Origin of the sequence: Marinobacter alkalisoli, assembly GCF_045449795.1 — a bacterium.
Taxonomy (GTDB): Bacteria; Pseudomonadota; Gammaproteobacteria; order Pseudomonadales; family Oleiphilaceae; genus Marinobacter.
Genome location: NZ_JBJJLB010000003.1, coordinates 1 through 12,969, shown reverse-complemented (window position 1 = coordinate 12,969; position 12,969 = coordinate 1). Strand labels below are relative to the sequence as shown.

Sequence of the window (12,969 nt, the reverse complement as noted above, 5' to 3'; positions counted from 1 at the left end):
ATCTTGGCGACTACGCCGGCACCAACGGTACGGCCACCTTCGCGAATCGCGAAGCGCAGACCATCTTCCATGGCGATCGGAGCAATCAGGGTAACACTCATCTTCACGTTGTCACCCGGCATTACCATTTCCACACCTTCCGGCAGTTCGCAAGAACCGGTTACGTCGGTGGTGCGGAAGTAGAACTGCGGACGGTAGCCCTTGAAGAACGGCGTATGACGACCACCTTCTTCTTTGGACAGAACGTACACTTCGCACTCAAACTTGGTGTGCGGAGTGATGGAGCCCGGAACCGCCAGAACCTGACCACGCTCAACGTCGTCACGCTTGGTACCACGCAGCAGAACACCAACGTTCTCACCGGCACGGCCTTCGTCCAGCAGCTTGCGGAACATCTCAACACCGGTACAAGTGGTCTTCACGGTATCTTTGATACCAACGATTTCCACTTCGTCACCCACCTTGATGATGCCACGCTCAACACGACCGGTTACCACAGTACCACGACCGGAGATGGAGAATACGTCCTCAATCGGCATCAGGAACGGCTGATCGATTGCACGCTCCGGCTCAGGGATGTAGTCGTCCAGGGCTTCTACCAGCTTCTTGACAGCGGTAGTACCCATTTCGTTGTCGTCCTTACCTTCCAGCGCCATCAGCGCGGAACCGGCAATGATCGGGGTGTCGTCGCCCGGGAAGTCGTACTGCTCCAGCAGTTCGCGAACTTCCATCTCAACCAGCTCGAGCAGCTCTTCGTCGTCTACCATGTCGGCCTTGTTCAGGAACACGACAATGTACGGTACACCAACCTGACGAGACAGCAGGATGTGCTCACGAGTCTGCGGCATGGGGCCGTCAGCTGCGGAACATACCAGGATCGCGCCGTCCATCTGCGCCGCACCGGTGATCATGTTCTTCACATAATCCGCGTGGCCCGGGCAGTCTACGTGGGCGTAGTGACGAGTCGGAGAATCGTACTCTACGTGGGAAGTCGCGATGGTGATACCACGCGCCTTCTCTTCCGGTGCGTTGTCGATCTGGTCGAATGCACTGGCAGTACCTGTACCCCAGACTTCGTGACATACACGAGTCAGTGCTGCTGTCAGAGTGGTCTTACCATGGTCAACGTGACCAATGGTGCCGACATTCAGGTGCGGCTTACTACGATCAAACTTTTCTTTAGACATTCGACCAATCTCCCTAATCAACCTGGATCATAACGTTGACCGGATTAATAATGGAGCTCATGGGCGGATTTGAACCGCCGACCTCACCCTTACCAAGGGTGTGCTCTACCAACTGAGCTACATGAGCATTACAAACTAAACTGGAGCGGGCAGCGGGAATCGAACCCGCGTCATCAGCTTGGAAGGCTGAGGTAATAGCCACTATACGATGCCCGCGAGCAATAAGTGGTGGAGGGGGCAGGATTCGAACCTGCGAAGCTTTCGCGTCAGATTTACAGTCTGATCCCTTTGGCCACTCGGGAACCCCTCCGAGCCAGATTCGCTAACGCGAACCTGCCTAAACTAAAAGTGGAGCTGGCGGACGGAATCGAACCCCCGACCTGCTGATTACAAGTCAGCTGCTCTACCAACTGAGCTACGCCAGCTCACATTCGCCTCGTCAGCGAGGGCGGTATACTACGGAGTTTTTTCTGGCGTTGCAACACCTTCACAACGTCTGATTTCGACTAAATCGAAATCCTTTTGATAATCCGCTTCCGCCACCTCGACCGCTTCAGAATCCTGAAAATGGCCCGCTTCAAAAACGAGGGCGTAGCTTATCTGATTTCGGGGGAAGATGGCCAGTATTGCGTTGAGATTCTGACGTTTTTTTTCTTCCAGCACCGAAATTGCCGCTTCACGCGACTCAAACAGCCCCAGTGAGATGGCATTACGGTTTTCGCCTTCGGTGACAAGATAGGAGTCAATCCCCCTGCGCTGAATATCACGGAACATCTCTCTAGCCTGATCTGCCGGCTGAGGCGGAATAAGCACCCAATGCAGCGGGGCCTGTTCCCGCTCAAGCTCTTCAACCCTGTACTTTCCGTCAGACATTCCCAGTGCTTCGGCCGCGTCCCCGACGTCGGCTTCTGACTCAAACCAGCCCAGCCGGGCACAGTGCATGGACTGCGAGGGAACCACTGCCTCCGCGGCATTCTCGTGGGGCGCCTTCAAGGTTGCCACTCGAGGCAACCGGCCCTCGCCCTGTTCGGTGCCGCGGGAAGGCGGAACCGCGCCGCTGCTGAGATACCATAATGCAACATTTGCCAGCACCAACGTCATCGCCAGCCACTTCATGAGCGCGCCTGCTCTTCCGCATCTATCGTGGCCAGCCCTTTTATTACCAGGTCCGGTATCTCATCGGCATTCAGCCCTGCGGCCAGCAGGCCCGAAGCATCACCGCCGGTAACCAGAACGTTTTTAATACCCTGGATACGACAATCCTCGTGCACCCGGGCTACCATGGATTGCCAAAGCCAGAACAGCCCGTGGTGAACACACTCGGTAGTGGAACTCCCGGGATCCCCCGCATCCGACTTGTGATCGTCAAAGCCGATCCTGGCCGCGTCGTTTCTCAAGCTGCGCAGCATCATCCGGCGGCCCGGGAGAATGTAGCCGCCGAGGTGATCGCCATCAGCATCGACATAGTCGACAGTGATTGCACTCCCCGCATCAATGACCGCAAAACTGTCGCCAAGCAAGGTCCAGGCTCCATACATGCCGTGCCAACGATCCGCCCCCATCTTCCCGGGGTCGGCATAGGCGTTCGACAGCCCCGCCCTTCTGGTTTCCGACCAATAAAATACGGGCCTAACCGCCACATAGCGAGCCAACACGTCCGCCAGGTCGCAACGCTTGTTTTCCGATGCCACGGTCGACACGACCACACGGGAGATGGTCCCGGCTATCGTCGACAACGCGGAAAACGGATCATCCTGAAGCTCTCCGACACCATCGAGTACTCTGACGTCACCATCGAGCAATACCCACTTCACGCGGGTGTTGCCCGCATCAATCAATAATCTCACGGCTGCACCCGCAAACTTATTTCCCCGGCACGCACCGGAGTCAGGCCTTGCCCGGTATCCAGCAAATAGTTACCAGCATCGTCAATGCCGGCACCAAGGCCACCCAGATCACCCTGGTTGGCCACCAGGGGTTTCCCGGAAAAAATATCGCGACGCTGCCAACGTTCACGAAAAGCAGAAAACCCGCTCGCCGAGAACTCATCCGCCGCAGTGATAAGGGAGTTCACCATATTGGCAGCCAATTCATTTCGCACCCAATCCACAGATGGACTGGCAACGGAGAGGCTGTCCCACGCCTGGGTAACGCCTTCCGCCTTTCTCATATGTACGTTTAGCCCAATTCCGGCCACAACCTGAATAACCCCCTCTTCCAGCTCTCCCTGCAGTTCCACCAGAATGCCGGCCACTTTTCCTTTACCCAGGAATATGTCGTTGGGCCACTTCAGACCTACGCCGTCAGCACCCAATACTTCCAGCGCCTCCGCCGCAGCCACACCCAGCACCAGGCTCAAGCCATCGAGCATGGCGAATCCACCGTGGAATGTCAGGCCGAGACTGAGATACAGGTTTTGCCCCCGGGGACTCTGCCATTCCCGTCCCCTACGGCCCCGACCGGCAGTCTGACAATCGGCGATGCACACCGGGATTACCGACGACCCCGGTCCGGGGCGTTGGCGAATAATCTCTGCGTTGGTGGAGTCCACCTCATCCAGCACATCCAGCCGAATACGGCGACGAACCTCTTCCGGGATGCCCTCGAGAATCCCATTACCGTCGAGCAGATCAACCGGGTTCACCAGACGGTATCCCTTGCCCCGGATCGTTTCGATCTCATAACCTTCCTCGGCAGCCCGTCTGACCTGTTTCCAGATTGCCGTTCGGCTGATTCCAAGGCTGGACGCAAGGGATTCCCCGGAGTGGACCTTACCATCCGCCAATAGACTGATTAGAGCTCGGGATTTCATCGAATAAAGCCTGAGAGTTTGAAAGGATCAAGCCGGGATTAAACAACAGCAGGCACAAAAAAACAAAGAAGGACGTCAAAAAGCCGGGCAGCCCCGGCGATTGACTAGGGAATCGGCGTAGCCGTCAGGTTCGCCCTGATATCAAAATTCTGCATCTTGACCCCATATACCGCCGTTTGCGCGCCACCAACCGGATGCACAAGGTCAACATTGTTAATGGACAATTCCTTGAACTGACTCTGCGCCCGAACAGCAAAGCCCAGCGGGCGGTTCTCAAGATCTGCAGCGGAAGGTGCGGCCTCGTATCGATAACCGGCAGCAGCTGCGGCATCCATGATCTTTTCATCCCCCCGCTGGCCTGACACCCCGAGAGAATCCGGCCCGTCGTTCTTTTTCACGACCCTGGTCTGGTAGACATCGACAGCCACATCAGTACGGACCCCAAAGGTATTGTCTTCGATGCCATCATTATCAAAATCCCCACCGTCGCTGGTATGGATATCATTGAGCACCAGCCGCGTTCCTGTACCGTTGACCGCCTGGCCACTGCCATCGATCTCGCGATTGGTTTCCCAGGCAAAGGAATTCTTGCGGGAATCATCCACGGCCCTGGCAAAAATCTGCTTCATCCTGACAGTAATGCCTTCATCGCCCCGATCCTGCCACATCCCACCGGACGCGGCGCAGGTGGAGGCCGTCGTACCGACACCGCCCGCACAAAGCTCTCCTGCGCCACCCGGCACTATCGTCATACTGCTTCCAGTTTCGTATTTCTGCACCACAAAGCGACCAAAGCTCTGACCGGAATCCTTGTCCCCCAGCCGGAGATTACCGACATCCATCTTGCTCCAGCCTTCTGCGGTTAACATCACCAATCCTTCCTCGGTCACGTCGACCGTCATATCCCTGACATGGCCGTCGTAACTGAGATCGCTGATCCACAACCCTTTCTGGCTGACCTCACCGGATCCGTCGTCATAGGGCGATGCAATTAAAGCGGCACGTCCGTTCCGGATACGAATATCCGAGTTGATGGTCAGCCCCTCCCCGCTCGCACCACCGGCACCAAGGGTCATGTGGCCGTCCAGCTCAAACTCATAGGCCGGGTAGACGCCCAGCGCCAGCAACAATTCCGTACCACCCTGTAGCGGCGCATCGTCATCGCCGACCCGCAAACCGTTTATCCGGTACCCCGCCTGGACGTCTTCAAAGCCGATCCTGAGACCATCGTAGAAGCGGGTGCCATTAATGACTTCATCCCGGGTCACATTCACCGTAACATCCCCCTGCCCCCATGATTGCAGGCCACTGAAGATCACACGGTTGCCGTCCTCGGTGTAGCTCAGGTCCGCTGATCGCAGACTCCACTCCGTCGCCAACCTGAGCCCCTGCTCTCCTGCATCCCGATGGCCGCCACCCTGCAGGTAAAGGGCGTTCGTATAGCGCCGACCGTCGAACTCCCAATCTTCCAGCAAAAAGCTGACATTCACTGCCCCCAGACTGCGACCATTGCCACCCACCTCAATGGCGCCAATATTCAGTTCGCCATCCATCGCTCCCAGCGTCAGACCCAGCGCGGCACGCCCGTACCAGTCCTCAGTGACATCCAGGCGCAGGTCGTTCAAACGGTAATGCCCGGTAATATCGCGCAGGGCAAGGGCGTTACCATCATCGCGGTAGATAAAGCGGGCACTGTTGATGGTTGTTTCGTGGTTAATGCCAAGGCCTTCCCCGGATCGCCCCCCAGCCTTTATACCGGTAGCTGTCGTGATATCAAACGCACCGCTGATACTGCCGTAGCTGGGGAGTTCAGCTCCCGTGGTCAAATCCCGGGTTCTGCCATGATTGAGCGGGTTGTCACTGTAACGAATCGCGCCAATGTCGTAGGAGCCCACAACCCTTGGCGCCTTGAGCTGAAGGGTTTCACCCACCACATCGAGGGTAATGCCCAGAGCCTCCACATCCATGGTCAGATCATCCAGGAAGATTTCATTACCATTGGTGCGATAACCCAGGCGACCACCCGTCATGGTGTAGGCGGAATCAAATGTGTATCCGGAACCTCCGTAAGCGCCACCCGGGCGGATACGCAACTGCCCTTCCAGGGTGTGATCGAAGAACACACCCCCCATACTCAGCCCGGGAGCACCGGCGAGGCGGATGTCACCGAACTCGATTCTGCGATCCTCAATCAGGTAATCCAGGTTCAGAGAGGCATCATCACCAACATCAATCTTCACCCGGTGGTGCGCCTGACCATCCGGATCGCTGGCCGAACCAACCCGGAATTCCTCCAGATGGATACCGTTGCCATCATCAATATAGGAAAGGCGGTCAGCGGTCACTCCGAGATCCATTTCCAGGGTAATGCCGCTCTGACCTCTGATATCCGAAAGATCACTGTCATCGAGACGCTGCATTTCCGCTGTCACCGAACCAGGCAACATCATCACCGAGCCAGCCGTGAAACAAAGGCAAGACAACACGCTAGTACGGTTGTTCATGGCGCTCTCCTATGGGTTCCCCGCCGGAAATATCAGAAGATTTCCTTCCATAATCACCTCCCCCCGCATTCCCACAGAGAAGATGTCCGTTTGCTGAAATCCGGGATCCGTCGGTCGTGCAGTGTTACTGGCCGCAATCTTGAACCGTACATCGTTGAACCTGACGGTATTCGGCAACCCCAACTCGAGTACGTCCCGGCGAAACAGCTCACCGTCGCCACCGAACCCCGAATCGATGTACCGCACCCCGAGGGTCAGCCCCTCGAAAGCAAAATTCCCGCGGATATCGTCCAATACCATCCAGCCGCCATTCTCCTTCAGGCGGTAGGCGAGCCGGGCCCCGCATTTTCTGGTTTCATCATCACAGCGGCCAAAGTAGCTGTTCTCAATGGGGCCACCTAGTTCGTTAATACTGACGTCACCGGACAGGTAAATGCCCCCCTGCCCCGACACATCGCCAAGCGCGTCGTCATCCAGTCGCTTCAGCTCGGCAATACCCTGTCCCGGTATCGAAAGCCCAAGTACACACAACAATAGGGGAACGGGCATGGAAATAGATGTCTTCATGGCGCAAGATCCCTGGTTCGAATTTCGAGGTGTTGGATCAACATCCCTTCCACCCTCGCCGAGCCAAAATCCCGGTCACTCACACTGAAGTTGCCAATACGGAGATTGCTGCGGTAGTCCGGGTTGGTGTAATAGTCCTCGTAAAAATCCCATGTGGCGGCATCACTGCTGCCCCGCAGGCCGTCGGCACCGATATCCCCCTGGGCGGGCTGCTGAATCGCAGCCACTTCCACGACAAAGTTGCCGGTACCGTCCACATCAAAGAACACCGGCTGAAGCTCATTGCCAATAGCCAGCTCAAGGGCGAAGTCCGTGAGCAGCACGCGGGAACCGCACGACTCGCCGTTCTGGTCACAGGCATGGATGGAGAGTTCCGGGGAATAAAAATTGAGTCTGAATTGCCCCACCATCTGGCGACGGTCGTTATCTCCCCACAAGCGCAGGTAACTTCCGTCGATCACGGCACTCACCGCATGGATATTGATATTCGCTGAGCGGTCGCTCCCCACTGCCACATTCATCTGCAGCCCCACATCAGGGCGCTCACCAATATAGTCGGTTGTTGCAGGCCGGCTGGAGCAGGGGCCCGATCCCGCTACAGCGGCGGCGCTGGTACAATCAAAGCCCTGGGCTGAATCCACCATGGCGGGAGCGGCAAACTCCAATACGGCCTTGTCTTTTACGCCACTGGTATTTCCATCAACCACATCAATCCGGTAGGGGTTGATCAGGCGCCCGAGGTTAACCGGACCCAGATTTTGGCCATAGTTGCTGCCGCTGCCGGAAATATAAAGGTGGTTGACGGTGATATCGACGTCCCGGCCATCCGTGCTGGTTATGCCGCCAATCTTGAAGATACGGGCCTGCTCCCCGTTTGCGCCGGGAACGTCAGTGCCGTGAGAGAACTTGAAAGCTTCCAGAACCACCCCCAGACCTGCGCCATCCACTTCGGAAAGCTCGGCATCATTCATCCGTTCAAGTTCTGACCAGCCAAGGTCCGAGTAGAAAAGCAGGCAAGCCGCTGCCATGAGCGTGAACAGGCCATGAGGCATTACCACTACGTTCTGCTTTCTCAGCGGGGAAACCATCAGAATAACCCCTGCCCACGGTCTATGTATTCCACGCGCTGGCGCTCGATGCCGCCCAGCGCTTCATTGAGATTGAACTCGACCGAGCCATTGGGGATATTGAAAAAACCACCACTGGTCGCACGAATGAAGTCTTCCGGCGTGAAGTCCGTCTTGGACACGTCATCCAGCCAGTCCAGATCCTGAGTCTGGAACGAAAGGAACAACCCGGATTCCGGACCGATAATCGACCGTTCACCATTTATTTCGCCGAGCTCACCGACAGGCAGACTTTTGAAATCGGTTAACGAAAAACAGGCCTGGATACCCAGCACCTGGCAATCCTGGGCAATAATATGGACATCACTCCCGTGGACTTCTATCTGGGAGCTACTGAAGGCACCCGCCCCCTGAATTAACAGGCGAGTAAAGAAAGGCACATCTTCGACGACAAAGGTTTCGCCGTTGGGAACGCCAGCGTATTGCGCCCTGATCGGATCGAACTCGCCGAGCCTGGGGTCACCCTCCGCGCCATAGACCAGCTCGGCCCGACTGGTGATCGCATTACTGCCAACCAGATAAGGCGCCAGTGCCACGATGATCGAGTCGAAAAGGTTGCCGTTGGTGTTGGCGTCGGCGAGCCCCTCACCCTGGTCGACAATGTCGATATTCACGTTACCGGTCAGGGATTGGATATCACCGGATAACACCCCCATGGCCTCGCCAAATCCAAGCCGCACCCCGACAACCTCATCTGTCGATTCATCGAAGGCAAACTCAAAGAACGGATTCCTGAGGCTAAAGGGAACGATCTCTCCCTCGGCGTAGGCAGATCCATCAGGTTTGTATTGCCTGGGGAATTTCGGATTGCGGTCAAAATAGGGCTGATTGTTGATGTAGCCCAGGGAAAAGTTCTCGATGAGCACATCTGAGGAGCCGGCGCTTTCCCCCTCCCGCTCATATCGACCGATTTCGAGGGCATCAATATTGGTCTGGATATCGACATCCATACCAAGATTTACCCTGGTATAGGACGTATTGTCCGTCTCGTCAGGATGGTATTGGCGATCAATCGACACGAATGCCTGACCGGTAACCTCCGATAGCTGATCGTCGGATATCGGGCGCAACTCTGCATTGATACTGGTGGCCATTAATGCCAGCAGCAGAATAAATCCGGCCTGCTTACTCATAATCACATCTCACTTTAAGCCGCTGTTGTTTTTTTGGCGCGGCAATGAAGCACTACGGATGCTGAATGAGTGTCTCTGAAGCTGGCTCTTTTTATTTTTTGGCCAGTTTGTGTACAGAATCTTACCTTTATCTACAAAATGTCACTGTGCGCGGCGTCATAGAATGAAGAGATCGTGAGTTTTCTTTCGGGCAATAAAAAACCCCAACATCAAGGATGCTGGGGTTTTTGGTATTAGGAGCCTGACGATGACCTACTCTCACATGGGCAACGCCACACTACCATCGGCGCAGGTCTGTTTCACTTCTGAGTTCGGGATGGGATCAGGTGGTTCCAGACCGCTATGGTCGTCAGGCAAAACGGTTGATCACTGGGTGGACGAGATGGAACGTGTGTCTTTCGACTGTGATATCGATTTCGTTGCGTTATCCGCAATTGTCTTGGGTGTTATATAGTCAAGCCGCACGAGCAATTAGTATCGGTTAGCTCAACGCCTCGCAGCGCTTACACACCCGACCTATCAACGTCCTGGTCTTGAACGGCTCTTCAGGGACCTCAAGGGTCCAGGGAGATCTCATCTTGGAAGGGGCTTCCCGCTTAGATGCTTTCAGCGGTTATCCTATCCGAACATAGCTACCGGGCAATGCGTCTGGCGACACAACCCGAACACCAGCGGTTCGTCCACTCCGGTCCTCTCGTACTAGGAGCAGCTTTCCTCAAATCTCCAACGTCCACGGCAGATAGGGACCGAACTGTCTCACGACGTTCTAAACCCAGCTCGCGTACCACTTTAAATGGCGAACAGCCATACCCTTGGGACCGGCTTCAGCCCCAGGATGTGATGAGCCGACATCGAGGTGCCAAACACCGCCGTCGATGTGAACTCTTGGGCGGTATCAGCCTGTTATCCCCGGAGTACCTTTTATCCGTTGAGCGATGGCCCTTCCATACAGAACCACCGGATCACTATGACCTACTTTCGTACCTGCTCGACGTGTCTGTCTCGCAGTTAAGCGGGCTTGTGCCATTACACTAACCGCACGATGTCCGACCGTGCTTAGCCCACCTTTGTGCTCCTCCGTTACGCTTTGGGAGGAGACCGCCCCAGTCAAACTACCCACCACACAGTGTCCTCATCCCCGATCAGGGGACCAAGTTAGAACCTCAAACATATCAGGCTGGTATTTCAAGGTTGGCTCCACGAGAACTGGCGTTCTCGCTTCAAAGCCTCCCAGCTATCCTACACAAACATGCTCAAAGTTCACTGTGAAGCTATAGTAAAGGTTCACGGGGTCTTTCCGTCTAGCCGCGGATACACCGCATCTTCACGGCGATTTCAATTTCACTGAGTCTCGGGTAGAGACAGCGCCCCCATCGTTACGCCATTCGTGCAGGTCGGAACTTACCCGACAAGGAATTTCGCTACCTTAGGACCGTTATAGTTACGGCCGCCGTTTACCGGGGCTTCGATCAAGAGCTTCGCACGAATGCTAACCCCATCAATTAACCTTCCGGCACCGGGCAGGCGTCACACCGTATACGTCCACTTTCGTGTTAGCACAGTGCTGTGTTTTTAATAAACAGTCGCAGGGGCCTGGTATCTTCGACCGGCTTCCGCTCCACCCGCAGGGGCTTCACGTACATACCGGCGTGCCTTCTCCCGAAGTTACGGCACCATTTTGCCTAGTTCCTTTACCCGAGTTCTCTCAAGCGCCTTGGTATTCTCTACCTGACCACCTGTGTCGGTTTGGGGTACGGTCTCGAATCACCTGAAGCTTAGAAGATTTTCCTGGAAGCAGGGCATCAATGACTTCCCGCTCTCATGAGCAGTCGTCGTCGCGTCTCAGGATTGAGGACCCGGATTTGCCTAAGTCCTCTCCCTACTCGCTTAAACCGGGACAACCGTCGCCCGGCTCACCTAGCCTTCTCCGTCTCTCCATCGCAGTGATCCAAGGTACGGGAATATTAACCCGTTTCCCATCGACTACACCTTTCGGTCTCGCCTTAGGGGCCGACTCACCCTGCGCCGATTAGCGTTGCGCAGGAACCCTTGGTCTTCCGGCGTGGGAGTTTTTCACTCCCATTGTCGTTACTCATGTCAGCATTCGCACTTCTGATACCTCCAGCATGCTTCTCAACACACCTTCGCAGGCTTACAGAACGCTCCCCTACCCCGCATACAAAGTATGCAGCCGCAGCTTCGGTGACCAGTTTGAGCCCCGTTACATCTTCCGCGCAGGCCGACTCGACTAGTGAGCTATTACGCTTTCTTTAAAGGATGGCTGCTTCTAAGCCAACCTCCTAGCTGTCTGAGCCTTCCCACATCGTTTCCCACTTAACTGGTACTTGGGGACCTTAGCTGGCGGTCTGGGTTGTTTCCCTCTTCACGATGGACGTTAGCACCCACCGTGTGTCTCCCGGATAGTACTCACAGGTATTCGGAGTTTGCATCGGGTTGGTAAGTCGGGATGACCCCCTAGCCGAAACAGTGCTCTACCCCCTGTGGTATTCGTCCGAGGCGCTACCTAAATAGCTTTCGGGGAGAACCAGCTATCTCCGGGCTTGATTAGCCTTTCACTCCGATCCACAAGTCATCCCCTGGCTTTTCAACGACAGTGGGTTCGGTCCTCCAGTTGATGTTACTCAACCTTCAACCTGCTCATGGATAGATCGCCCGGTTTCGGGTCTATGCCCAGCGACTAAATCGCCCTATTCAGACTCGGTTTCCCTACGGCTCCCCTAGACGGTTAACCTCGCCACTGAACATAAGTCGCTGACCCATTATACAAAAGGTACGCCGTCACGGAACAAGTCCGCTCCGACTGCTTGTACGCATACGGTTTCAGGATCTATTTCACTCCCCTCACAGGGGTTCTTTTCGCCTTTCCCTCACGGTACTGGTTCACTATCGGTCAGTCAGGAGTATTTAGCCTTGGAGGATGGTCCCCCCATGTTCAGACAGGATGTCTCGTGTCCCGTCCTACTCGATTTCACTGGACTCAGGTTTCGGATACGGGGCTATCACCCACTATGGCGGCTCTTTCCAGGGCCTTCTCCTACCAGTTGTCCAGCTTAAGGGCTGGTCCCCGTTCGCTCGCCGCTACTGAGGGAATCTCGGTTGATTTCTTTTCCTTCGGGTACTTAGATGTTTCAGTTCCCCGAGTTCGCCCCGTACGGCTATGTATTCACCGCACGGTACCGACCCGAAAGTCGGTGGGTTTCCCCATTCAGAGATGTCCGGATCACAGCTCGTTTGCCAGCTCCCCGAACCTTATCGCAGGCTTCCACGTCTTTCATCGCCTCTGACTGCCAAGGCATCCACCGTATGCGCTTAGTTGCTTGACTATATAACCCCAAGACAACTGATCACGACCCAACACCCTTCACCAGGCAAGCCTGACAAAGAATCTTGTTTCGAGACAGTCTCTTGAAGCGATATAACAACCACTTCAACGACAACACCGGATAACGCTTGAAATCGCTATCACATTGAACATTGTTCCTCGGAGATAATGAGAAACAATATTCGTGTTCTATCTCGTCCAATTTGTTAAAGAGCAAATCTGACCCAGTGATCAGAAAGAAGGGCTTCGCTTGATCTGTCATCAAACCGAAACACTTGTTTCTGCACACTGCTAAC

The 12,969-nt window shown here is 55.4% G+C and carries 8 protein-coding genes, 4 tRNA genes and 2 rRNA genes; all 14 read right to left on the bottom strand.

What is annotated here, in order from left to right; translation table 11 throughout:
* Window positions 1-1,187: elongation factor Tu (gene tuf / locus ACJO3M_RS00960; protein WP_406998882.1), on the bottom strand; the 1,187-nt coding region annotated here is incomplete at its 3' end.
* Between the two features lie 51 nt (window positions 1,188-1,238).
* Window positions 1,239-1,314, bottom strand: a tRNA-Thr gene (locus tag ACJO3M_RS00955).
* Between the two features lie 14 nt (window positions 1,315-1,328).
* Window positions 1,329-1,403 (bottom strand) — tRNA-Gly (locus tag ACJO3M_RS00950).
* A 10-nt stretch (window positions 1,404-1,413) separates the two neighbouring features.
* A tRNA-Tyr gene (locus ACJO3M_RS00945) sits at window positions 1,414-1,497 on the bottom strand.
* A gap of 39 nt (window positions 1,498-1,536) precedes the next feature.
* Window positions 1,537-1,612, bottom strand: a tRNA-Thr gene (locus tag ACJO3M_RS00940).
* A 31-nt stretch (window positions 1,613-1,643) separates the two neighbouring features.
* Entirely contained in the window at window positions 1,644-2,303 is a 660-nt protein-coding gene (locus ACJO3M_RS00935) for a hypothetical protein (RefSeq protein ID WP_406998880.1), read from the bottom strand.
* Window positions 2,300-3,034, bottom strand: coding sequence for a type III pantothenate kinase (locus ACJO3M_RS00930; RefSeq protein ID WP_406998878.1), 735 nt, complete (start codon window positions 3,032-3,034; stop codon window positions 2,300-2,302). The genes ACJO3M_RS00935 and ACJO3M_RS00930 overlap by 4 nt, the downstream gene beginning before the upstream one ends.
* Window positions 3,031-3,999: a biotin--[acetyl-CoA-carboxylase] ligase gene (locus ACJO3M_RS00925; protein WP_406998876.1), complete on the bottom strand. Its 969-nt coding sequence runs from the start codon at window positions 3,997-3,999 to the stop codon at window positions 3,031-3,033. The genes ACJO3M_RS00930 and ACJO3M_RS00925 overlap by 4 nt, the downstream gene beginning before the upstream one ends.
* A 104-nt stretch (window positions 4,000-4,103) precedes the next feature.
* Window positions 4,104-6,503, bottom strand: a complete 2,400-nt coding sequence (locus tag ACJO3M_RS00920) for a DUF6160 family protein (protein WP_406998874.1) — start codon at window positions 6,501-6,503, stop codon at window positions 4,104-4,106.
* A 9-nt stretch (window positions 6,504-6,512) separates the two neighbouring features.
* Window positions 6,513-7,070 (bottom strand): DUF6160 family protein, encoded by a 558-nt coding sequence (locus tag ACJO3M_RS00915; RefSeq protein WP_406998872.1) that lies wholly within the window; start codon window positions 7,068-7,070, stop codon window positions 6,513-6,515.
* On the bottom strand, window positions 7,067-8,158 hold the full coding sequence (locus ACJO3M_RS00910) for a hypothetical protein (protein ID WP_406998871.1): 1,092 nt from the start codon (window positions 8,156-8,158) through the stop codon (window positions 7,067-7,069). Before ACJO3M_RS00910 ends, ACJO3M_RS00915 begins: the two co-directional genes overlap by 4 nt.
* Entirely contained in the window at window positions 8,158-9,330 is a 1,173-nt protein-coding gene (locus tag ACJO3M_RS00905) for a DUF6160 family protein (protein ID WP_406998869.1), read from the bottom strand. Before ACJO3M_RS00905 ends, ACJO3M_RS00910 begins: the two co-directional genes overlap by 1 nt.
* 239 nt (window positions 9,331-9,569) lie before the next feature.
* Window positions 9,570-9,684: ribosomal RNA gene (rrf, locus tag ACJO3M_RS00900) — 5S ribosomal RNA — on the bottom strand.
* A 96-nt stretch (window positions 9,685-9,780) separates the two neighbouring features.
* Window positions 9,781-12,674, bottom strand: a 23S ribosomal RNA gene (locus ACJO3M_RS00895).
* Window positions 12,675-12,969: the final 295 nt, after the last annotated feature.

Coding starts and splice junctions, on each gene's coding strand:
- ACJO3M_RS00905 (WP_406998869.1), bottom strand. CDS start 9,330: ATGAGTAAGCAGGCCGGATTTATTCTGCTGCTGGCATTAATGGCCACC.
- ACJO3M_RS00915 (WP_406998872.1), bottom strand. CDS start 7,070: ATGAAGACATCTATTTCCATGCCCGTTCCCCTATTGTTGTGTGTACTT.
- ACJO3M_RS00910 (WP_406998871.1), bottom strand. CDS start 8,158: ATGGTTTCCCCGCTGAGAAAGCAGAACGTAGTGGTAATGCCTCATGGC.
- ACJO3M_RS00935 (WP_406998880.1), bottom strand. CDS start 2,303: ATGAAGTGGCTGGCGATGACGTTGGTGCTGGCAAATGTTGCATTATGG.
- ACJO3M_RS00925 (WP_406998876.1), bottom strand. CDS start 3,999: ATGAAATCCCGAGCTCTAATCAGTCTATTGGCGGATGGTAAGGTCCAC.
- ACJO3M_RS00920 (WP_406998874.1), bottom strand. CDS start 6,503: ATGAACAACCGTACTAGCGTGTTGTCTTGCCTTTGTTTCACGGCTGGC.